The following is a 19,076-nucleotide window of genomic DNA, read 5'->3' on the forward strand; positions in this document are numbered from 1 at the left end:
TTCTTCCCGGCAATCGTCAGGCACGCAGTAGACAAACTTGTCTGTCTCAGCCTATGGTGGGATCCGCCGGTTGAGAAGACAGCCGTTCATGACGACCTGAGGCTGCGTGCAGCTCGGCGGCCTCCAGCTGGAGGGACGCCATGACCACAACCAGCGCCACCGCACCGCGCACCAGCGTGATCACCGCACTCGGGGACTCACCGGCGATCAGTGCCGACGAGGCGGCCGAGCAGACCACGAGTCCGGCCCGGTCGACCCGCCGTGGCGAGTACGACGAGTACGAGCCGTTGTTCTGCCAGTTGCAGGACATGGCGGACGACGACCCGCGGCGCGAGCAGCTGCGGGAGCGGTTGATCGCCGCGCATCTCCCGGTGGCCGAGCACATCGCACAGGTCTACCGGCATCGCGGGGAGCCGAGCCAGGACTTGCGCCAGGTGGCCACGATCGGGCTGATCAACGCCGTCGACCGCTATCAGCCCGAGTACGGACGCGGCTTCCTGCCGTTCGCCATCCCGACGATTCGCGGCGAACTGCAGCGGCACTTCCGGGATTCGACGTGGGCGCTGCGGGTGCCGCGCAGGCTCAAGGAGCTGCGCCAGGCGCTGAACGAGGCCGCCACCGAGCTCACCGAGAACCTCGGTCGGTCCCCGCGGCCGAGCGAGCTGGCCGACCATCTCGGGCTGAGCACCGAGGAGGTCTACGAGGGCCTGTCGGCGTCCGCGGCCTACCGGCCCGAGTCACTGAACCGGTCCATGGGGCAGAGCGATTCCGATACCGAGCTCGGCGAGCTGATCGGCGAGTCCGACGGCGAGTTCACCACGGTGGAGAACGCGGCGGTGCTGCGCCGCGCCATGCGCCTGCTTCCGCCGCGCGAGCAGCGCATCGTCGCGCTGCGGTTCTTCCACGACATGACGCAGAGCCAGATCGCGCAGGCCGTCGGTGTCTCCCAGATGCACGTCAGCAGGCTGCTCGCCGCATCACTGGCCCAGCTGCGCGAGGCGCTCACCGACTCCTAGCACCGGCCCCTGTTCGCGGGGTCCCTCTTCCTTTCTCTCACTCACTCTTCTCAGGGACTTGTGATGACGACTGCGCCGATCCTTCCTGGGGTCGGCCCGCTGGGCGACGAACCCACTCCCTTCATGGTCGAACGGGGCCTGCGTGCCTACGTGCGCCTGGTTGCCGCGCTCGTGGGCGCGGGGCCGTCGGCGCAGTGGTGCGAGTGGGCCGATTCCGCCAACGCGTACATCGCACTCGAGGATCGGCTGCCGGACAGGCCGACCAGGGATCTGGCCCTGATGTGGGACGACGAGCGCGGCTGGGCGGTCGGCATGGAGACCGGGTCCGGCGAGGACCTGTTGATCCTGGCCTGGTACACCGAGGATCTGCTGCCACCGCCGGCCACGGTCGCGGAGTTCGTCCGGCACGTCGTGAGCGGGTATCCCGTCGACGCCGGTCTGGTCGGCAGTGTGCGCGGCGCCGAGCGTGGTGAGATCGCCGCGCGGCTCGCGGCGTACGCCTAGGACACGAACGCGAGCACCGCGACCAATCCGCACAGCGCGATGGCCACTCCGGTGATCAGTGCGGGCAGCCTGCCGTCGCTGAGCACCGCCAGGCCCCGCGGGGGTGCCGCGGAGGCTCGCCGCCAGGGACGGGCTCGGTAAGTCAGCCAGAAGACCAGCAGTGCGACTGGGACGACCGCCAGGCTCAACGCCACGATCACCGGCTGTTCCGCCACCACCCCAGCACGCATGATCAGCACGCTGACCAGCACGAACCCCAGTGCGCTGCGCCGCCAGGCAAGCGCTGTGCGCTCCTGCTGCAAACCGTCCGGCCGGTACCCCACGCTGGGTTACCCCCACACGCTCAGCACGGCCAGGCCCGCGGCCACCACGACCACGACGCCCACCACCACGATGCTGATCCGGCTGGACGGCAGGGGGCGCTGTTCTCGGAGAGCACGCTCGGTCTTCGACCACCCTCGCCACGCTTCGGCCGCACACGCCAGTCCGGTCAACGCCAGCAGGGCGGCCGCGATCTTCGGGATCGTGTCGTCGACGTCGAAGTCGATCAGGTGGACGGCCACCGAGCCGGCGAGCAGGCCGAGCGAAGTGCGGATCCAGGCGAGGAACGTTCGTTCGTTGGCCAACGAGAAACGCGGATCGGGTTCGTCACCGTGGCCGTACACCGAGCGCGGCCAGCGCCGATCCTCGGCCACCGAATCGTCAGCACTCATCGCCAGCAGTATGCCCGACGCCGTCCGTTGTGGCCGGTGACGTGCGTCAACCCCGCGTACCGTGAGCGTATGGCGAGCAAGCCGAAGTCACCGGCGGTCGAACTCGAGGTCGGCGACCACATCGTCCGACTGTCCAATCCGGACCGGGTCTACTTCCCGAAGACCGGAGCGACCAAGCTCGACCTGGCCAACTACTACATCAGCGTCGGCGACGGCATCGTGCGCGCCTTGCGCGAGCGGCCGTGCATGCTGCATCGCTTCCCGGACGGCGTGGCAGGCGAGAAGGTGCACCAGAAGCGCGTCCCGCACGGCGCGCCGGAGTGGCTCGAGACCGTCCGGCTGCACTTCCCCCGGTACAACCGGCACGCCGACGAACTGTGCGTGACCAAGCTGGCCGACGTGATTTGGGCGGTGCAGATGTCCACCGTCGAGTTCCATCCGTGGAACTCCCGGCGTGCCGACACCGAGAAGCCCGACGAGTGGCGGATCGACCTCGACCCGATGCCCGAGTGCCCGTTCGACACCGTACGGCGGGTCGCGGGATCCGCGCGCGAGGTGCTGGACGAGCTGGGCATCACCGGCTATCCGAAGACGTCCGGCGGTCATGGGCTGCACATCTACGTCCGCATCACGCCGGACTGGGAGTTCAGCGACGTTCGGCGGGCTGCGCACGCGTTCGCCAAAGAACTCGAGCGGCGGAATCCGGACGACGTGACGACGGCGTGGTGGCGCAAGGACCGCAGCCCCCGCGACCTGTTCGTGGACTTCAACCAGAACGCCCGCGACCACACCATGGCATGCGCGTACTCGGTCCGCGGAACCCCGGATGCGACGGTGTCCACCCCGTTCACCTGGGACGAACTGGACGACATCGACCCGCGGGACTGCACGATGGCGACCGTGCCGAAACGGTTCGCCGAACTCGGCGACGTGCACGAAGGCATCGACGACGAGGCGTTCTCGCTCGCGCCGCTGCTGGAGTGGGCCGAGCGTGACGAAGCGGAAGGCGACGGGCTCGGCGAGTGAACAACGCGCCGTTTCTTCCGGGGTGACCGGTGGCGCCCCGGCTGGTAGGTTCCCGCTTCGGCGAAGCGAGGGACCGACCGCAGGGAGGGCGTCGATGGCAACCGAGTCGCGACACGACGGGGACGACCAGCCGACCATCTCGAGGGCGACGCTGCTACGCGGCGGACTGGCGGCCACGGCCGCGGTCGCGGGCACCGCACTGATCGGTCAGGGCGCCGCGGCGGCCGACGAAGTCGGCGGGTCACCGGTGCAGAAGATCCGCAGGGTCTACCAGCGCGAGACGCGGCGCGCGGGCGGCCAGTGGCTGTCCTACGTCACGCTGCACAGCGGCGAGAACGAGCCGACCGTGGTGATCGACGAGAACCGCGACACCGAGATCCACGCCGCCAGCGTGAACAAGCTGGCCATGGCGCTGGCCGTGATGGACAAGGTGGACCGCGGTGAACTGGCGCTCGACCAGCGCCTGGAGCTCACCGCGAGCGACATCGAGAACGACCCCGACACCAGCGGAACCTGGCACCTGCAGAAGGTGTACGGCGACCGGCTGACGTTGGCCAACATCCTGGTCAACCTGCTCATCGCGTCGGAGAACTCCGCGCTGCCGCTGATCGCTCGGGTGTGCCCGCGCGACGAGCTGAACGGGATCCTGGCCGACAAGGGCTTCTCCGTCACCCGGGTGGCGGAGAACGAGGAGGACCCGGACCTGTTCTTCCACGGCAACACCACGCCCGCGGAGATGCACCGCCTGCTCACCGGGCTCGCCGGGCACACGCTGCTGTCTCCGGAATCGTGCGACTTCCTGCTGTCGATCATGCGGTGGACCGAGCCCGGCTACACCGACGGCATCCGGCGCGTGATGTCCTCGCAGGAGCGCATCCGGGTCGCGGCGAAATACGGCGCCTACGAGGACCGGCGCCACGAGGTCGGCGTCATCTACGACCACGACGGCGCGCCGACGTTGATCTTCTCGCTGTTCGCAGGTCAGCTCGGCGACACCGAGAACTACGGAGCCACCCACCCCGCGGTCCAGGCCCGTTCGGTCATCGGGCGCACGATGCTGGACGCCGTCGACGAGCTGTGAGCAGCTACGTCTCGTCACGGCCGCGCTGGGACGCGCGGTAGACCGGCCCGCGCAGCCGGTTGAGCCAGCCGACCGGCTGCAGCTGCGGCAACGAATTGCGTACCACGTCGAAGTGCGGGTCGTCGCCGACCGCCGCGGTCAACGTCAGCAGGCCGATGTCGACCCAGGGACCGCGCGGCTCGGCGACCAGGATCCGGAACACCAGCGGCGCGGCGTGCAGCAGTTCGTTGACGTCCGCCGGGACATCGTGCGAGCCGTGTTCGGCCTGGGCGCCGATGAGCATGCGTCGCTCGCCGATCCGGTACGGCAGCAGCGACGAGTAGAACGCATGCGTGAAGCTGCCACTGGGCACCAGCATGTGGCGCGCGACCGGGGGACGTTTGGCGGTCGCCAGCGCGACGTCCAGCGGCGTCTCGCCGACGCCGTGCACCCGGAACGCCAGGCCGAGGATGTCCGGGAACTGCCCGGGCGTGGATACGGCTTTGGACAGCCTGGCTTGCGCGCGGTAGGCGCACGCACCGATGGCTCCCTCGATGCGTGCGGGCCGCACGAGGTCGAACTCCGCCTCGAACGTCCGGCCGCGAGGGTGGAAGGCACGCGCGTGCCGTAGCTCCCCCGCGCGCCTGGCGGCGTGCATGGCGCCGCGCGTGAGCGGGCCGTTCAGCAACTTCTGCCGGGGCTTCTCCAGTAGTTGGGTCAGTCGCTGCGCTTGGGTCACTGTCACCAGCTCCAGTCGTCGGGCACTGCTGTGCGTACCCGACCGGCCCGCCGATGACACACGGGTCGGTTGCTCACCTCGCAGGACGGGTAGCCACTGGGATGACTTCCGAGGACGACCGTCCCCGCACTCGCGCCGATTACGAGCGCGGATTGCCCGACTACCACGACCCCACCGCCGGGTGGGCCGGTGCGGCGCCGACCTACAGCGCGTTGACATTGCGGCTGTGGCTGGCCGGCGTCGGCATCGTGCTGAGCATCGCGGTCGGCGTGCTGTGGATCGTCATCGCCGACATGATCTGGCCCGCCGTGTTGCTGTTCGCCCTTGCCGCGGTGCTGATCGTGGATCTGGTGTGGGTGGCGCACCGGAAACGACGCGGAGAGCCCGGCTGACGAGACCCGGGAGGGCATGCAGCCCTGTCAGCAGTGACGGGCTCCACCCTGCACGGCGGCGCCCTCGAGCTGCTGGACTCCCCTCCGGAGCTCTCTTCCGGCCCCGGTTACCGCCGGCCGACCCGGGCTCGCTCAGCCAATGGCCTGTGCCAGCAATCCGTCCACGAACGCGCGCAGGCTCTCTTCGTAGTGGTCGCCGGCCGACACTCGTTGCCAAAGTTCGTCGCCGATGGCGACCAGCTGTGGATGGGTCGCCGGGTCGAGGTCGCCGAGCGCGGCGAACCGGAAATCCTTCGGTCTGCGCGCGGTGCGGGTGCGCACCACGATCTCGCCGACCGTGAAGTACCACAGCGAGCGGAACACCCGCACGGCTTGCTCGTGCGTGCAGCCGTACTCGGTGGCCGCGGCGACGATGGTCTCCACCAGCGTGATCGCCCCGGGTCCGACGCGTGCCAGGAAGCCGTCGGTCGCCAGCACCTCGGCCGCCCACGGCGCGGCGGCCAGCGCGTCCCGCATCGTCGTCGCGGCCGCCACGATGCGGTCCCGCGGCTCGGTGGGCACGTCGCTGAGCGGATGTTGTTCGACCACGTCGTTGATCAGCAGGATCAGGAGATCTTCGCGATCCCGCACGTGGTGGTAGAGCGTCGTGGTGCCGATGCCCAGCTGCGCGGCCAACCGCCGCAGGGTCAGCTTCTCCCAGCCCTCGGTGTCGATGATCTTGCGAGCGGCCGCCACGATCTGCGCACGAGACGTCCTCGGCGGGCGGCCTGCCCGACGCGGAGTCGGCGAAGTGGTCATCGTCCCATCATGCTCGATCATGCTGCGTGGGTGGCGGCGAACGGGCCGCGTCCGGCGAGCCGCGACCTCACTCTTTCCAGCGAGTTCCTGATGGGTCGAGCGCGCCCGGGGTCCGCTTGTGCTATTTTCGGAACATGTTCGAAAATTCGAAGCCGGGCCGACCGGCCGAGCGCGGTGCCGCTGGGGGTGGCACCGCCGGCCACGGCGTCGGCCCGCGCCGCCTCGGTGGTGCCGCACGCCGTTCTCCCGGCAGCGGCACCACCTCCGGCCCGTCCCACGACACTTCCCCCGGGCTGTCCGACGGCACTCCCTCCGGCCTGTCTGACGGCACCACGTCCGGCCAGTCCGATGGCGCTCCCTCCGATTCGCCTCACGGCGCTTCCTCGAACCCGTCCCACGGTGTTCCCTCCGGCCCGACTGACAGCGCTCGCTCGGGCCTGTCGCGCGGCGCCACCCTCCTCGCGGTCGCGGTCGTGCAGTTCCTGGTGTCGCTGGATCTGTCGGTGGTCAACGTGGGCCTTCCGCGTATCGCGGCCGCGCTCGACTTCACCCCGGTCGGCCTCACGTGGGTCATTCACGCCTACGCGTTGACCTTCGGCGGCCTGCTTCTGCTCGGCGGCAAGGCAGCGGACCGCTACGGGCACAAGCGGGTGCTGCTGATCGGCCTCGTCACGTTCGGCGCGGCGTCGCTGCTCGGCGGCTTCGCCGAGGAGCCCGGGCATCTCATCGCCGCGCGAGCCGCCCAAGGCATCGGCGCAGCGGCGCTGGCGCCTGCCGCACTCGCCCTGCTCACCGCCACTTTCCCGACGGGCCGCGAGCGCGTCCGCGCCTTCGGCGTGTGGAGCGCGATGAACGCTGCCGGTGGTGCCTTCGGCGTGGTGGCAGGCGGCGTGCTGACCGAGTACGCGGGCTGGCAATGGGTGATGTGGGTGAACGTGCCGATGGTCGCGATCACCCTGCTGTTGGCCAACCGCATCGCGCCCGGCCCCAGTCCGAGCCGCTCCACCCGGCCCGACGTCGTCGGCGCCGTGCTCGCCACCGCGGGCATGACGCTGCTGGTCTACGGCATCGTGCGCACCGAGCACAACGGCTGGACGTCGGCGAGCACGCTCGTTCCGCTGACCGTCGCCGTCGTGCTGCTGTTGGCGTTCTTGCAGGTGGAGCGCACCACCGAGCGGGACCCGCTGGTTCGCCTCGGCCTGCTGACCAACCGGTCCGTCGCCGGCGCCAACCTGTTCAACCTGCTGCTCGGCGCGGCCATGGCCTCGGCGTTCTACTTCATCTCGCTCTACCTGCAGCGAGTGCTGCACCACGGACCTGCCCGGACCGGGCTGGAAGTCCTGCCGTTCGCGCTCGGGGTGATCGTCGGCTCGGTCGTGGCCATCAAGCTCGGCTACCGGTTCGCCCCTCGCCTGCTGCTCATCGGTGGCGGGGTGGTCACCGCGTCGGGCTTCGGCTGGTTCGGCCTCGTCGACGCCGACGGCACTTTCCTTGCCGACGTGCTCGGGCCGTCCGTGGTGACCAGCATCGGCTTCGGGATCTGCCTGGCCCCACTGGTCTCCACCGCGACCGCCGGTGTTGCCGCGCACGAGTCCGGCACGGCGTCCGGCCTGCTCAACAGCTCGCGGCAGCTCGGCGCCGCGCTGGGTCTGGCCGCGCTGGGCACCACGGCACACCACTTCTCCGATGCACCCACCCCGGCCGGGCTCAGCGGCGGTTACGCCCTCGGCCTGGCTCTCTGCGCCGCACTCCTGCTGGTGGCCGTGCTGATCGCCGGCACCGTGCTGCCCCGCACCACGAACACCTCCGCACCATCCGCACAACACGAAAGGAACACCTGATGTCGACCCGTAGTCCCGAGAAGAACGCGGTGTGGGCGATGTACGCCGGCATCGCGCTCACCGCGCTGGCCACGCTGGTCTCGTTCTCCAGCACGGGGACACTGGAGGCCCACATCAAGAAGGGGTACCCCGACTACACCGCCGAGCGCGTCGCGGAAACACTGGACGCGTACAACATGCTCTTCACGACCGTCGCGGTGCTGGCGGCCGCATGCTGGCTGTGGTCGATCTGGGTGGTCAAGAAGAACAAGAGCTGGGCCCGCTGGGCGATCTCGGCCTCGTTCCTGGCCGGCCTGACCGTCGCGCTTGCCATGGTGTTCATTCGCGACGAGTCCGGTGACGTCGGAGTGCCGACCGAACTGAGCCTGCTGTACCTGCTGCCCTGCGTCGCCGGGTTGGCGACCGTGGTCCTGGTGTGGCGCCGCGAGCCCAGCCGCGTCACGGCCTAGTCGCCGTCGACGGCCAACGCGATGATCATCGCCCGCCGTTTGCGCGGGTCATCCAGCTCGAGCGTGGTCACCTCGTGCATCTTGCGGAGCCGGTTCCGCACGGTGTTGGGGTGCACGCCGAGCTGTTTGGCCGTCACCGGCAGGTCGCCGCCGGTCTCCAGCCAGGTCCGCAACGTCGACACGAAGCGGGTGCCGTGCTCGGCGTCGTGTCTGCGCAGGTCACCGATGGGTCCGCGCTGCGGTCGCCGCCCCGCTTGCGAGACCGCACGCAGCCGGCGCAGCAAGATGTCGTCCCAGGACTCGTCATAAGCGACCGGCGGCGACCCCTCCGGTCGGGTGCCGTGCAGCGCCAGACATTCGTCCGCTTCCTGCCTGCTCGCCGACAGCTCCGCCACCGACGCGACGCCGCCGATACCAGCGGTCACGACGGCGTGCTCGGGAAGCGACCCGCGGATGTCGTCGATCCAGGTACGCGCCGCGGGCAGGCTGTCGCTGCCGAAGATCGTGTACAGGGTGTTGCCGATCAATGCGCTGCGGCCGGGTCGCGACCAGCCGAAACCGGTGGTGGCCCGTTCGAACGTCAACAGCAACGCCGCGTGCCGCTCCTCGCGCACGTGGGCCTGCATGGCGATCACCCTGGTCGCGGTGTGCTGCAACCCCAGCTGGCTGGCGACCGCGGCATCGGCGGTGCCCTCCAGCAGCCGGATCACCAGATCCGACTCGATCTGCCGCTCGAGGTCGGCGCTCGCCCGCGACCGCAGCAGGTGCAGGGCCACCGCCCGGGAGCCGTCGACCAGCGCGTCGTACTGCTCGCCGGTGATGGGCTCGGCGCACTCCACCCACACCGAACCGAGCATCTGCCGTCCGGCGCGTACCGCCACCACCATCCGGCCGCTCAGCCCCAGCGCGGGGTCCCCGGCCACGTAGAACGGTTCGTCGGAGGCGGCCAGGTTCGCGAACACTCCTTGCCGCTCGAACAGCGACCGCACGTCGTCGGGCACCCGCCGCCCCAGGATCGTCTCCAACCGGGCGCGGTCCGCTCCCTGCTGCAGGTCCGAGTAGGCCAGCACCCGCGACATCTGATCCTCGATGGTGACCGGTCCGCCGACCGCGTCGGCGATGTTGTCGGCCAGCGCGAACAGGTCCGTGGGGCCGCGACCGGACTCGGTCTCCCTGCCTTCCATGATCAAGCCGTAGACCACGCCGGTGATCTGGCTCCACGACACCTCGGAGTCCAGCGCCAGGACCGCCACCCCGTACTCCCGCACCAGCGCCTCGATCTCGTCGTGCCTGCCGACCCTGACCAGCGCCACCAAGGCGTGCGCGGTGGCGGCGAGCTCGACGGCACGCGCCGCGGAATCCACCCCGACCGCGATGTAGACGTCGCCGCTGTCCAGCCGGGGATCGGTCGCGTCGTGCACCACGATGCTGCGCAGTTCGCTGTCTCGGGATGCGGACGACGGATGGAAGCGCACGCCGTACCGCCCGAGCACGTTGACGAGGCGATCCAGCCGAACCATCCGCCCTCGCTCCCGTCGACGTTGTGGTGGGACAACAAGCCAAGCTAGTGAAACTGTGGTGAACGAACAAGCGAACCGGGCTTGTGGCGGGCATCATCAGGGCTACACCCCAACGCAAGCATTTCGCCCACGAGGCGCGGGAGGTACCCATGGCAGGCTTCGAGCGCATCGACGGCGGACCCCGTTCGGTCATCGTGGTGGGCGCGGGAATCGTCGGTCTGTCCACCGCCTGGTTCCTGCAAGAACGCGGCGTCGAAGTCACCGTCCTTGATCGCAAGGGCGTCGCCGCGGGTTCCTCCTGGGGTAACGCGGGCTGGATCGCCCCCGGCCTGGCCATCCCGCTCAACGAGCCGTCCGTGCTCCGCTACGGCCTGAAGTCGCTGGCCAACCCGAAAGCGCCGCTGCACATCCCGGTGACGTTCGACCCGGCGCTGTGGGCGTTTCTGACCCGGTTCGCGGCGAACTGTCACTGGGGCTCGTGGACCAGGGCCGTGCAGACCGGTCTGCCGCTCAACGAGGAGTCCATCGAGGCCTACGACGTCCTCACCGCCAACGGCGTCGCGGAGCCGACCAACCCCGGTCCGATCACCGCGGGCTTCACCTCGCCGCGCGCGGCCGTCGGTCTGCTGCACGAGTTGCGGCGCATGGCCGACGCCGGGCAGCATGTCCCGCACGCCGCGCTGGAGCGTGACCAACTGCGCGAGCTCGTGCCGCTGGCCTCGGACGCGCTGAACGCGGGCGTGCGGATCGACGAGCAGCGGTTCGTCAACCCGGGACGATTCGTGCACGCGCTGGCCGACTCGGTCACCTCGCGCGGCGGCACGATTTCCACCGTCGAGGTGGTCGACATCCAGGCCGCGGAGTCCGGGGTCACGGTGTACGGCCGCTCCGGCCAGACCTACCGGGCGGACGCCGCGGTGGTCGCGACCGGTGCGTGGTTGTCGGCCATGGCCCGCGAGTGGGGCGTCCGCGTCCCGGTGCGCGCCGGCCGCGGCTACTCGTTCACCGTGCCGGTCGACCGCGAGATCCCCGGCCCGATCTACCTGCCGGAGGTCCGGGTGGCCTGCACGCCGTACCAGGGCGCGCTGCGGGTCGCCGGGACGATGGAGTTCCGCAAGCCGGACGACCCGTTCGTGCCCGCGCGTCTGGAGGCCATCGTCGCCTCCACCCGGCCGTTGCTCGACGGTGTCCGCTGGGACGAGCGCACCGACGAATGGGTCGGCCCGCGCCCGGTGACGCCGGACGGCCGCCCGCTGATCGGTGCCACGCGGCAGCCGAACCTGTTCGTCGCGGGCGGGCACGGCATGTGGGGTCTGGCGCAGGGGCCGGTGACCGGTCGCCTGCTCGCGGAGCAGATCACCACGGGCAAGCAGCCGGCCGCGCTGATCGACTGCGACCCGCTGCGCTGACCGCCCCGGTTCACCGAGGGAGCAGGAGAATCCACACCTGCCCGTCGCCCAGCGGCAACGGTTGACCCGTCTTCGTGCGATAGACCGTCTCCCGGTCCGCGCTGGTTCGGGTCCAGGTGCCGGTGTACTCGCGGCCACCTCGCAGGACGGTGACCGGCCCGGACCCGACGGAGTCCACGACCGGCGACGGATTGCCCGCCGAGTCGACGATGTCGGCCCCGGTCACGATGGTCACCCGTTGCACGACGACGGTGTCGGCGCGCAGGCGTCCGCTCTCGGTGGACGTCAGCGGCTTGCCGTCCAGCGTCACGCGCCATGCCTTGTCCGCTGTCGACCACGTGAACCGGTACGACGCGGCCTCGAAATCGACTCGGTGCGACGTGATCTGCTTGCCGCCGGCGGGCGCGGGCCCGGTGTGCAGGGGCATGTCGACCGGCTCGGTCGCGGGCACCTGGCGCGGTTCGACGAACAGGTTGTGCGGCCGCGGTCCGTCGTTGTCCCGGTAGAACGCTTTGCCTGCGGTCTTCGGGGTGGCGTGCACCAGGTCGGCTTTGTCCAGCAACGGCTGCAGCTTGGGTGACGCGCCGCTGTAGGTCAGCACCGGCCGGTCGAGGTAGCGCAGCAGCTTGATGTCGGTTTCCCGAGCGCTGCGGATGGGGCCGATCACGCTGGGCCGCCTGCCCCAGTAGACGGCGGCGAATCTCGTGATGCCGCCTTCGACCGGCTCCACGTAGATCACGTCTGCCGACGACAGCCCGGTGTGTGGCCGTGCTTTCGCGGCGTTGTCGACCTTCACCACCAGTGCGGGGGGCAGCCCGCTCGGCTGCGCCGCCGCCGGTGGAACCATCAGCGTGCTCGCCACCGCGGCGGCCGCCGCCAGCACGGCGAGTTGGAACTTTCGCGACTCTCCCATGCCGGCAATGATCAGCGCGCCGCCGCGTTTTCGCTGGTTGTCGTCGCGTGATCGGGTGGCGCCTGCTGGTCGACACGGCAGGCAACTCCGCCTCAAGCTCCTGACCGCCACGGATCGGCCGGTCGCACGCCGGCAGTGACTTGTCGGCGGCCTGGCCGTCGCGTGGGCGGCGGTCTCACCTCAGCGGCCCGGCCGTCGCCGATCGACAAGCGCTAGCCGGTCGGCTTGGCCAGCAGTTCCACCTCGGCGACCTTGCCGTCGACGACGAACTCCAGCCGGTAGTGGCTGTACTCGCCGGGCTTGGCGACCTTGAACGGCCGGGTCTGCCTGCGCCAGGTGAACTTCTCGTTCGAGCGCTCGTCGATGACCGTCCAGTTCTCTCCGTCGCGCGAGCCCCGCAGCACCCACTTGCCCGGGTCCTGCCCGGTGCCCTTGGCCGAGGTGATCGTGTAGTACTCCACCACCTCGCCCGCTTCGGCCTGGTACGTGACCTCCTTGGCCGCACCCTCCGTGGTGGAGTCGTCGTCGGTCAGCGCGGACTCGTTCGGCAGGACGTCGGCCAGCGGCCGCGGCACCTCGTCCCCGGTGGTCAGCGACGGCGGCGCAGCGTCCGGGCCGGTCCCCCACTTGGACGGCTTCGGCCCCATGTCGAACTCCAGCACGCCACCCTTGGCCAGCAGCGAGTGCGGCAAGTACGTCTTGTCGTAGCGCTTGCCGTTGACCTTCAAACCCTGCACGTAGACGTTCTCCGGGCTGTTGTCCGGCGCCTTGATCACCAGCTTCTTGCCGTTCTCCAGGTGCACCGTGGCCTTGGTGAACAGCGGCGAGCCGATGGCGTAGTTCGGGCTGCCCATCTGCAGCGGGTAGAAGCCCAGCGCGCTGAACAGCCACCACGCCGAGTGCTCGCCGTTGTCCTCGTCGCCCGGGTAGCCCTGGCCGATCTCGCTGCCCAGATACAACCGGGAGGTGATCTCGCGGACCAGCTTCTGCGTCTTCGCTGGCCGGCCGGTGTAGTTGTACATGTACGGGATGTGGTGCGACGGCTGGTTCGAGTGGCCGTACTGCCCCATCCGCACATCGCGGGCTTCCACCATCTCGTGGATGATTCCGCCGTAGGAGCCGGGGAACTTGGCCGTCTCCGGCGTGCTGAAGAACTCGTCCAGCTTCGCGGCCAGCTTGTCCCGCCCGCCGTACAGGTTGGCCAGGCCCTGGCCGTCGTGCGGCACGGTGAAGGCCATGTTCCAGCCGTTGGTCTCGGTGTAGTCGTAGCCCCACTCGCGCGGGTCGTACTCGTCCGGCGACAGCCGCCAATTGCCCTTGGCGTCCTTGCCCTGGAAGAAGCCGATCCGCTCGTCGAACATGTGCACGTAGTTCAGCGCGCGGTTGCGGAAGTACTCGGCCTGCTCGGCGTAGGACTTCTTGTCCGCGCGGTCGGTGGCCTTGTCGGCCAGCAGCTGCGCCATGGTGGCCAGGCCGAAGTCGTTCAGGTAGCCCTCGAGCGCCCACGACATGCCCTCGTGCGTGGACGTGGGCGTGTAGCCGAGGAAGATCGACTTGTCGATGCCCTTGCGGCCGACATTGTCGTTCGGCGGGGTCACCGTCGCGTTGCGTAGCGCGGCCTCGTAGGCGCTGGTGACGTCGAAGTTCTGCACGCCCTTGGCATAGGCGTCGGCGAATGCGACGTCGGAACTGGTGCCGGTCATCAGGTTGGCGTAGCCGGGCGACGACCAGCGGGCGATCCAGCCGCCGTCGCGGTACTGCTGCACGAACCCGTCGATCATCTCGCCCGCTTGCTTGGGCGTCAGCAGCGCATATGCAGGCCAGGTCGTGCGGTAGGTGTCCCAGAACCCGTTGTTGACGTAGACCTTGCCGTCGACGATCTTCGAGCCGGTCTTGGTCGGCGTGTCCTCACCCACCTTGGGCACGAACGGGCTGGCGTAGGCGTACTTCGGCTTGCTCTTCGTACCAACGTTCTCGAACCCGGAGTTCGGGTACAAGAACAGCCGGTACAGGTTCGAGTAGAGCGTGATGAGCTGATCCTCGGTCGCGCCCTCGACCTCGATCACCTTGAGCTTCTGTTCCCAGGCCCGCTTGGCCCGGTCGCGGACCTTCTCCAACGTGTCGGACGGCGAGATCTCCTGCTCGAGGTTCTTGCGCGCCTGCTCGACGCTGATCAGCGACGTGGCGATGCGCATGGTGACCGTGCGAGCCTTGCCGAACTTGAAGTATCCGGTGACGTTCTTGCCGCCACCGCCGTCGAGCATGCCGCTGTCGGTCACCGGCTTGTCGAACGTGGCGTAGACGAACAGCCTGCCCGCGCCCTCCGACAGGTCGCTCTTGACGTCGGAGTAGCCGGTCACCGTGCGGTTCTTCGCGTCCAGTTGCAGACCGCCGTTGTCGTCGACGTTGTCGAAGATCAGGTTCGCCTCACCGGGGAAGCGGAACCGGAACAGCGCCGCGTGGTCGGTCGGCGCGATCTCGGTCTTGATGTCGTTGTCGAACTCCACGCCGTAGTAGTGCGCCTTGGCCACCTCGTTGTCGTGGCTGAACGCGAGCGCGCGCTTGTCCCGGTCGGCGTCCGGCTTGCCCTTGGCCGGCGAGGGCATCACCTGGAACGTCTGCCGGTCACCCATCCACGGGCTCGGCTCGTGGCTGGCCGTGAACGCCTGGATCTCCGGCTTGTTCTGCGCGTTGTTGTCCGTGTGGTAGTTGTACAGCCACCGGGTCGAGCTCGCGTCGGTCATCGGCGACCAGAAGTTGAAGCCGTGCGGCACCGCGGTGGCCGGGAAGTTGTTGCCCCGGGAGAAGCTGCCGGTCGAGTGCGTGCCCCTGGTGGTGATCACGTAGTCGGCCACGCTGTCGTAGTGCTTCTTCGGCTCTTTCGCGGTGATCTTGATGTCGTCGATCCAGCCGCGGAAGCCACCGTCGGAGGCGGACGGGTTGTCGTAGCCGACGAGGATCCGGTCGACGCGCTTGCCCGCGGCGACCTTGCCGATGTCGGCCACGATGTTGTTCCACTGGTCGGCGTAGAGCGTCTTGGCCTTGCCCTGCTGCTGCGGGTTGACCACCACACCGCGGCGATCGGTGCCCGAAAGGTCCGACAGATAGGTGCCGTCGGTGAAGGCAAGGTCGACTGCGACGAATGTGCTGGGGTAGCTCAGGTCGTCCAGCAGCTCGGGGAAGACGAGGTATGACAACGTTGTCTTCGGCGTGACCACGACGTCGACGTCGAAGATCTTGTTGTACGAGTAGGCGCGGCCGGAGCCGGTGTGCGAGCCGATGTAGCGCAGCGCGTGCTTGCCGGTGTAGCCGACCTTGGTCTTGGCCGCCGGAGCGCTCGTCGGGCCGTTGCCGACCGTGGTGCCCATGTTCGGCTTGGTCGGCTTGGCGTCCTTGCCTGCGAACTGCACCTCGGCCAGCTGCACGATGTCGCCGCCGCCGTTGCGCGTGATGTCCAGCCGGTAGTAGCGATAGGCGGCGCCCGGACTGACGGAGTATTCCTTGGTCTGGCCGCGGTCGGTGAAGCTCTCGCCCTCCCGAGTGTCGATGGTGGTCCAGTCCTTGCCGTCGGTGGAGCCGAGCAGCTTCCAGTCCCGCGGGTCCCGCTCGGGGTGGTCGTTACCCGAGGTCAGCGCGTACTTGGTGATCTCCGCCTGCCGGTCGAAGCGGAACTGTGCCCACCCGGTGGCGGCGAACACCAGCCACTTGCTCGCCGGGTCGAAGTCGACCAGGTTGTCCGCGACCTCGCCGCCGTCGGAGTTCTCGCCGCTGGCGGCGACCTCGACGATCCGGTCGGAGATGTCGCCGTCGATCCTGGTCGGGTCGGCGGAGTCGACCCCGCCGGTCTTCGGCTCACCGGCCACGGTCTCCGGGGTGTCGGTCCACGTCGGACGCGGATCGTCCGGCTCGAACGAGGAGAAGAACTCGGTCTTGCCGTGCGGGACCGCCGTCGCGGCCGGTGCGACCGGGGTGATCACCGCCGTCACCACCAACGCGCCGGTGGCGATGGCCCCCAGCCGAGTCGAAGTCGAACGCCACCAACCACGCGGACGCACCATCGCGTTGCCCTCCCCGCCGAGTGCCGCCGTTGCTTGACGATCAGTATGACAACGTTGTCAATCCCCTTCGGACAAATCGCCAAACCTTCACCGACCGAGCAGCCATTGTGTCAACAACACACGACGAGCGGCGGGTACCGCACCCTGCGGCAGCACCCCTAGCTTGCCGGGCGTCAGCCATTTCACCCCTGCTGAGAAATCGGCTTACGCGAAGCGAGGGAACATGCAACTCCGACGGCGATCAGCCCTGTTCACCGCCGCCGCGGCGGCCGCGGCACTGACGACCGTGGTCACCGCGCTGGCGGCCGTGGGCCCGAGCGCGCACGCGCAGCCCACCGACGACCCGTCCACCCGCATCATCGACGGCCGCTACGCCGAGAGCGGACCGTGGGCGGCCCGCCTGTTCACCGGCGGCCGGGAGAACTGCACGGCGACCATCATCAAGCCGACGTGGATCCTGACCGCGCAGCACTGCGTCACCAACGGCGACCTGACCTTCCGGATCGGCGACGTCGACCAGACCCAGGGCCAGGAAGCGGCCCAGGTGCCGGGCGGTATCCACGAACACCCGACGGCCGACCTGGCGCTGGTGGAGATCGACCGGCCGATCGACACCGAGTACGCGGTGCTGGGCGGCGACGGCGCGGTCAACCCCGGCGACACCGTTCAGGTCTACGGCTGGGGCGCCACGTGCACCGACCGGCCCGAGATCGAGTGCCAGTCGCAGCTGCTCAAGGTGGCCGACGTGAACGTGTCGCAGGTCGGCAATGGCTGCACCGACTATCGCGGCGGCGAGGCGGTCTGCGCTCGCCGTGGTGACGGCATCACGGCAGGCGGCGACTCCGGCGGCCCGATGATGGCAGGCAACGTGCAGGTCGGCGTGGCCTCCACCAGCGACCGGCAGACCGTCACGGCATACACGCACGTCGCTCCGTACCTCGACTGGGTCAACGAGGTCACGGGCGGCTGACCCGGTGCGCGATCCGCACCCGCAGGCCCCGCACGGTCACGTCTCCTCGCCGTGCGGGGCCTGCTACGCCCGGGTTGTGCCCGCCGCGTCGGCAGGTTTCCGCGCGTCCGGCCCTCGCCTGTGCACCCCGAGTTGTCCAGGAATTCGCCGCGAATCTGGCGTTCGGCCACCGGTTCGGTATAGGCATTCCAGCGTGCATCGACATCTCTGCGAAGGAGAAGCATCATGCGCGCTCGTAGGTTCGCAGCTCTGCTCGCCGTTCCGGTGGCGCTGACCACCTTGGCCGGCAGTGGGTCGGCCGCTCCTGCCGGCAGAGGTCTCGACGATCCTCTGGTCGAGGCGATCACGCAGCTGGACCGCAGTACGGCGTGGCAGCTCGTCGACCGGATCCCGCTGGACTTCGAGACCTATCACCCGCAGGGTTTCGCGGCGGTCGGCGACCGGTTGTTCCTGTCCAGCGTCGAGGTCATCGAACCTCCGGTGCAGTACCCCGAGCCGGACGAGAACGGCTACGACCGCTCGCCGGGCAAGGGCGTCGGGCACGTCTTCGTGCTCACCCGCGACGGCAAGCTGATCCGCGACATCAGGGTGGGTGAAGGGCCCGACGGCACGATCTACCACCCCGGCGGCATCGACTACGACGGCCGTGACCTGTGGGTGCCGGTTGCCGAATACCGGCCGAACAGCGACGCGATCGTGTACCGGATCGACCCGAACACGTTCGAGGTCACCGAGGAGTTCGGCTACCGAGACCACGTCGGCGGCGTCGTCGTCGACCGGAAGAGCCGCACCGTGCACGGCGTGACCTGGGGATCGCGGCGCCTGGTCCAGTGGGACCGGAAGGGGCATCTGCGCAAGGTTGCCACCAACGACAGCCACTTCATCGACTACCAGGACTGCGCGTACGTCGACAACGGCAAGCAGCTGTGCACCGGGATCACCGAATACCCGACCGCGGACGGGGGCAAGTTCGAGCTGGGCGGCTTGGCGCTGCTCGACCTGCGTACCAACGAGATCGTGCACGAGGTACCGGTGCCGGGCTTCTCCACCGCCGGTCACACCATCACCCGTAACCCGGTGCACCTCGAACGGGACGGCGACACGCTGCGGCTGATCGCCGCCCCGGACGACGGAGAGGAGCCCGCGGGCACCGAGCTGCTCGTCTACGAGGCGGATCTGTCGCAGTAAGCGCGATACGAGGCTCGGTCACTCCAGGCCTCCACCCGTGCCCCGCGCGCCTCAACCCCGCGTGGGGCATGGTGTCGGCCCGTGCGGGTACGGGTAACCGGGTCCCATGTCTGCACTGCAATCGGTCAAATCCTTCTTCCAGAAACTCACCCGCCCCTCCGGTGAGCCGCAGCCGAAACCCGAGGGCGACGCCCCGGGCGACTCCGCCGTGGCCAACACCCGGGAGACCGGTGGCGCGCCCGGCCGTCCCGGATCCGAGCAGAACACCACCGGGCCGGGCGAGAACGACACCTTCGTCGGCCGCGTCGGCGGGCAGGACGAGGGTTTCGCCGGCGAGACCGGGGCCGAACGGCGTAGTCGCGATTAGACCGTCCGCGAGCGGTCTACCAGGAGTTTTCTCACTCGCATCCGCGTAGTCGCACACTTATACTCGGTGGCCTCGAAAGGCGGTCGACCGTCGAGCCCACGGCGGAAGACCAG

The 19,076-nt window shown here is 69.2% G+C and carries 18 protein-coding genes; 11 read left to right on the forward strand and 7 right to left on the reverse strand.

The window, feature by feature from the left end:
- The first annotated feature begins 140 nt into the window (after positions 1-140).
- Together YWM_RS0111250 and YWM_RS26165 are read left to right on the forward strand one after the other, a co-directional pair.
- On the forward strand, positions 141-1,016 hold the full coding sequence (locus tag YWM_RS0111250) for a SigB/SigF/SigG family RNA polymerase sigma factor (RefSeq protein ID WP_084612332.1): 876 nt from the start codon (positions 141-143) through the stop codon (positions 1,014-1,016).
- 63 nt (positions 1,017-1,079) lie between these two features.
- A complete protein-coding gene (locus YWM_RS26165) occupies positions 1,080-1,520 on the forward strand; it encodes a DUF6292 family protein (protein ID WP_156914746.1) in 441 nt (146 codons plus the stop codon).
- Here YWM_RS26165 and YWM_RS0111260 read toward each other — a convergent pair.
- Together YWM_RS0111260 and YWM_RS0111265 are read right to left on the reverse strand one after the other, a co-directional pair.
- Positions 1,517-1,843 (reverse strand): DUF202 domain-containing protein, encoded by a 327-nt coding sequence (locus tag YWM_RS0111260; RefSeq protein WP_028850815.1) that lies wholly within the window; start codon positions 1,841-1,843, stop codon positions 1,517-1,519. The two genes, YWM_RS26165 and YWM_RS0111260, sit on opposite strands and share 4 nt — an antisense overlap.
- A 6-nt stretch (positions 1,844-1,849) precedes the next feature.
- On the reverse strand, positions 1,850-2,233 hold the full coding sequence (locus YWM_RS0111265; protein ID WP_028850816.1) for a YidH family protein: 384 nt from the start codon (positions 2,231-2,233) through the stop codon (positions 1,850-1,852).
- A gap of 69 nt (positions 2,234-2,302) precedes the next feature.
- Here YWM_RS0111265 and ligD point away from each other — a divergent pair, with 69 nt between their 5' ends.
- Positions 2,303-3,259: a non-homologous end-joining DNA ligase gene (gene ligD, locus YWM_RS0111270; RefSeq protein ID WP_028850817.1), complete on the forward strand. Its 957-nt coding sequence runs from the start codon at positions 2,303-2,305 to the stop codon at positions 3,257-3,259.
- Positions 3,260-3,353: 94 nt separating this feature from the next.
- Positions 3,354-4,340 (forward strand): serine hydrolase, encoded by a 987-nt coding sequence (locus YWM_RS23220; protein WP_084612334.1) that lies wholly within the window; start codon positions 3,354-3,356, stop codon positions 4,338-4,340.
- Between the two features lie 4 nt (positions 4,341-4,344).
- On the opposite strand, the gene YWM_RS25220 is transcribed toward YWM_RS23220, so the two are convergent.
- On the reverse strand, positions 4,345-5,064 hold the full coding sequence (locus YWM_RS25220) for a hypothetical protein (protein ID WP_156914747.1): 720 nt from the start codon (positions 5,062-5,064) through the stop codon (positions 4,345-4,347).
- A 95-nt stretch (positions 5,065-5,159) separates the two neighbouring features.
- Here YWM_RS25220 and YWM_RS0111285 point away from each other — a divergent pair, with 95 nt between their 5' ends.
- Positions 5,160-5,450: a hypothetical protein gene (locus YWM_RS0111285; RefSeq protein WP_028850818.1), complete on the forward strand. Its 291-nt coding sequence runs from the start codon at positions 5,160-5,162 to the stop codon at positions 5,448-5,450.
- Positions 5,451-5,582: 132 nt separating this feature from the next.
- Here the strand turns inward: YWM_RS0111285 and YWM_RS0111290 are convergent, their stop codons facing one another.
- Positions 5,583-6,248 (reverse strand): TetR/AcrR family transcriptional regulator, encoded by a 666-nt coding sequence (locus YWM_RS0111290; protein ID WP_028850819.1) that lies wholly within the window; start codon positions 6,246-6,248, stop codon positions 5,583-5,585.
- Between the two features lie 473 nt (positions 6,249-6,721).
- Here YWM_RS0111290 and YWM_RS23230 point away from each other — a divergent pair, with 473 nt between their 5' ends.
- Both YWM_RS23230 and YWM_RS0111300 read left to right on the forward strand, forming a co-directional pair.
- On the forward strand, positions 6,722-8,089 hold the full coding sequence (locus YWM_RS23230; RefSeq protein WP_245566005.1) for an MFS transporter: 1,368 nt from the start codon (positions 6,722-6,724) through the stop codon (positions 8,087-8,089).
- Positions 8,089-8,538, forward strand: a complete 450-nt coding sequence (locus YWM_RS0111300) for a hypothetical protein (RefSeq protein ID WP_052344793.1) — start codon at positions 8,089-8,091, stop codon at positions 8,536-8,538. The genes YWM_RS23230 and YWM_RS0111300 overlap by 1 nt, the downstream gene beginning before the upstream one ends.
- Here the strand turns inward: YWM_RS0111300 and YWM_RS0111305 are convergent.
- Complete coding sequence (locus YWM_RS0111305; protein WP_028850820.1) at positions 8,535-10,058, reverse strand: PucR family transcriptional regulator; 1,524 nt, start codon at positions 10,056-10,058, stop codon at positions 8,535-8,537. The genes YWM_RS0111300 and YWM_RS0111305 overlap by 4 nt on opposite strands.
- A gap of 149 nt (positions 10,059-10,207) precedes the next feature.
- Here YWM_RS0111305 and YWM_RS0111310 point away from each other — a divergent pair, with 149 nt between their 5' ends.
- Complete coding sequence (locus YWM_RS0111310; RefSeq protein WP_028850821.1) at positions 10,208-11,467, forward strand: NAD(P)/FAD-dependent oxidoreductase; 1,260 nt, start codon at positions 10,208-10,210, stop codon at positions 11,465-11,467.
- Positions 11,468-11,477: 10 nt separating this feature from the next.
- On the opposite strand, the gene YWM_RS23235 is transcribed toward YWM_RS0111310, so the two are convergent.
- Positions 11,478-12,380, reverse strand: a complete 903-nt coding sequence (locus YWM_RS23235; protein WP_043660665.1) for a DUF3048 domain-containing protein — start codon at positions 12,378-12,380, stop codon at positions 11,478-11,480.
- A gap of 212 nt (positions 12,381-12,592) precedes the next feature.
- The gene (locus YWM_RS23240; RefSeq protein ID WP_084612335.1) at positions 12,593-16,438 is read right to left on the reverse strand and encodes a GH92 family glycosyl hydrolase; all 3,846 of its coding nucleotides are present in this window, start codon (positions 16,436-16,438) and stop codon (positions 12,593-12,595) included.
- Positions 16,439-16,661: 223 nt separating this feature from the next.
- On the opposite strand from YWM_RS23240, the gene YWM_RS0111325 reads away from it, so the two are divergent.
- From YWM_RS0111325 to YWM_RS0111335, 3 genes are all read left to right on the forward strand, one after another.
- Positions 16,662-17,408 carry a S1 family peptidase gene (locus tag YWM_RS0111325; RefSeq protein ID WP_052344794.1) on the forward strand — a complete coding sequence of 249 codons (747 nt, stop codon included), beginning with the start codon at positions 16,662-16,664 and terminating at the stop codon, positions 17,406-17,408.
- Between the two features lie 225 nt (positions 17,409-17,633).
- Positions 17,634-18,596 carry a DUF6454 family protein gene (locus YWM_RS0111330; RefSeq protein ID WP_028850823.1) on the forward strand — a complete coding sequence of 321 codons (963 nt, stop codon included), beginning with the start codon at positions 17,634-17,636 and terminating at the stop codon, positions 18,594-18,596.
- A 106-nt stretch (positions 18,597-18,702) separates the two neighbouring features.
- Positions 18,703-18,963: a hypothetical protein gene (locus YWM_RS0111335; RefSeq protein WP_028850824.1), complete on the forward strand. Its 261-nt coding sequence runs from the start codon at positions 18,703-18,705 to the stop codon at positions 18,961-18,963.
- Positions 18,964-19,076: the final 113 nt, after the last annotated feature.

This window comes from Thermocrispum municipale DSM 44069 (assembly GCF_000427825.1).
GTDB lineage: Bacteria > Actinomycetota > Actinomycetes > Mycobacteriales > Pseudonocardiaceae > Thermocrispum > Thermocrispum municipale.

Excerpts from the sequence above, each read along its gene's own strand:
- YWM_RS0111250 (WP_084612332.1), top strand. The coding sequence starts at position 141 with ATGACCACAACCAGCGCCACCGCACCGCGCACCAGCGTGATCACCGCA.
- YWM_RS26165 (WP_156914746.1), top strand. The coding sequence starts at position 1,080 with ATGACGACTGCGCCGATCCTTCCTGGGGTCGGCCCGCTGGGCGACGAA.
- YWM_RS0111265 (WP_028850816.1), bottom strand. The coding sequence starts at position 2,233 with ATGAGTGCTGACGATTCGGTGGCCGAGGATCGGCGCTGGCCGCGCTCG.
- ligD (WP_028850817.1), top strand. The coding sequence starts at position 2,303 with ATGGCGAGCAAGCCGAAGTCACCGGCGGTCGAACTCGAGGTCGGCGAC.
- YWM_RS23220 (WP_084612334.1), top strand. The coding sequence starts at position 3,354 with ATGGCAACCGAGTCGCGACACGACGGGGACGACCAGCCGACCATCTCG.
- YWM_RS0111285 (WP_028850818.1), top strand. The coding sequence starts at position 5,160 with ATGACTTCCGAGGACGACCGTCCCCGCACTCGCGCCGATTACGAGCGC.
- YWM_RS0111290 (WP_028850819.1), bottom strand. The coding sequence starts at position 6,248 with ATGACCACTTCGCCGACTCCGCGTCGGGCAGGCCGCCCGCCGAGGACG.
- YWM_RS0111300 (WP_052344793.1), top strand. The coding sequence starts at position 8,089 with ATGTCGACCCGTAGTCCCGAGAAGAACGCGGTGTGGGCGATGTACGCC.
- YWM_RS0111305 (WP_028850820.1), bottom strand. The coding sequence starts at position 10,058 with ATGGTTCGGCTGGATCGCCTCGTCAACGTGCTCGGGCGGTACGGCGTG.
- YWM_RS0111310 (WP_028850821.1), top strand. The coding sequence starts at position 10,208 with ATGGCAGGCTTCGAGCGCATCGACGGCGGACCCCGTTCGGTCATCGTG.
- YWM_RS23235 (WP_043660665.1), bottom strand. The coding sequence starts at position 12,380 with ATGGGAGAGTCGCGAAAGTTCCAACTCGCCGTGCTGGCGGCGGCCGCC.
- YWM_RS23240 (WP_084612335.1), bottom strand. The coding sequence starts at position 16,438 with ATGGTGCGTCCGCGTGGTTGGTGGCGTTCGACTTCGACTCGGCTGGGG.
- YWM_RS0111325 (WP_052344794.1), top strand. The coding sequence starts at position 16,662 with ATGCAACTCCGACGGCGATCAGCCCTGTTCACCGCCGCCGCGGCGGCC.
- YWM_RS0111330 (WP_028850823.1), top strand. The coding sequence starts at position 17,634 with ATGCGCGCTCGTAGGTTCGCAGCTCTGCTCGCCGTTCCGGTGGCGCTG.
- YWM_RS0111335 (WP_028850824.1), top strand. The coding sequence starts at position 18,703 with ATGTCTGCACTGCAATCGGTCAAATCCTTCTTCCAGAAACTCACCCGC.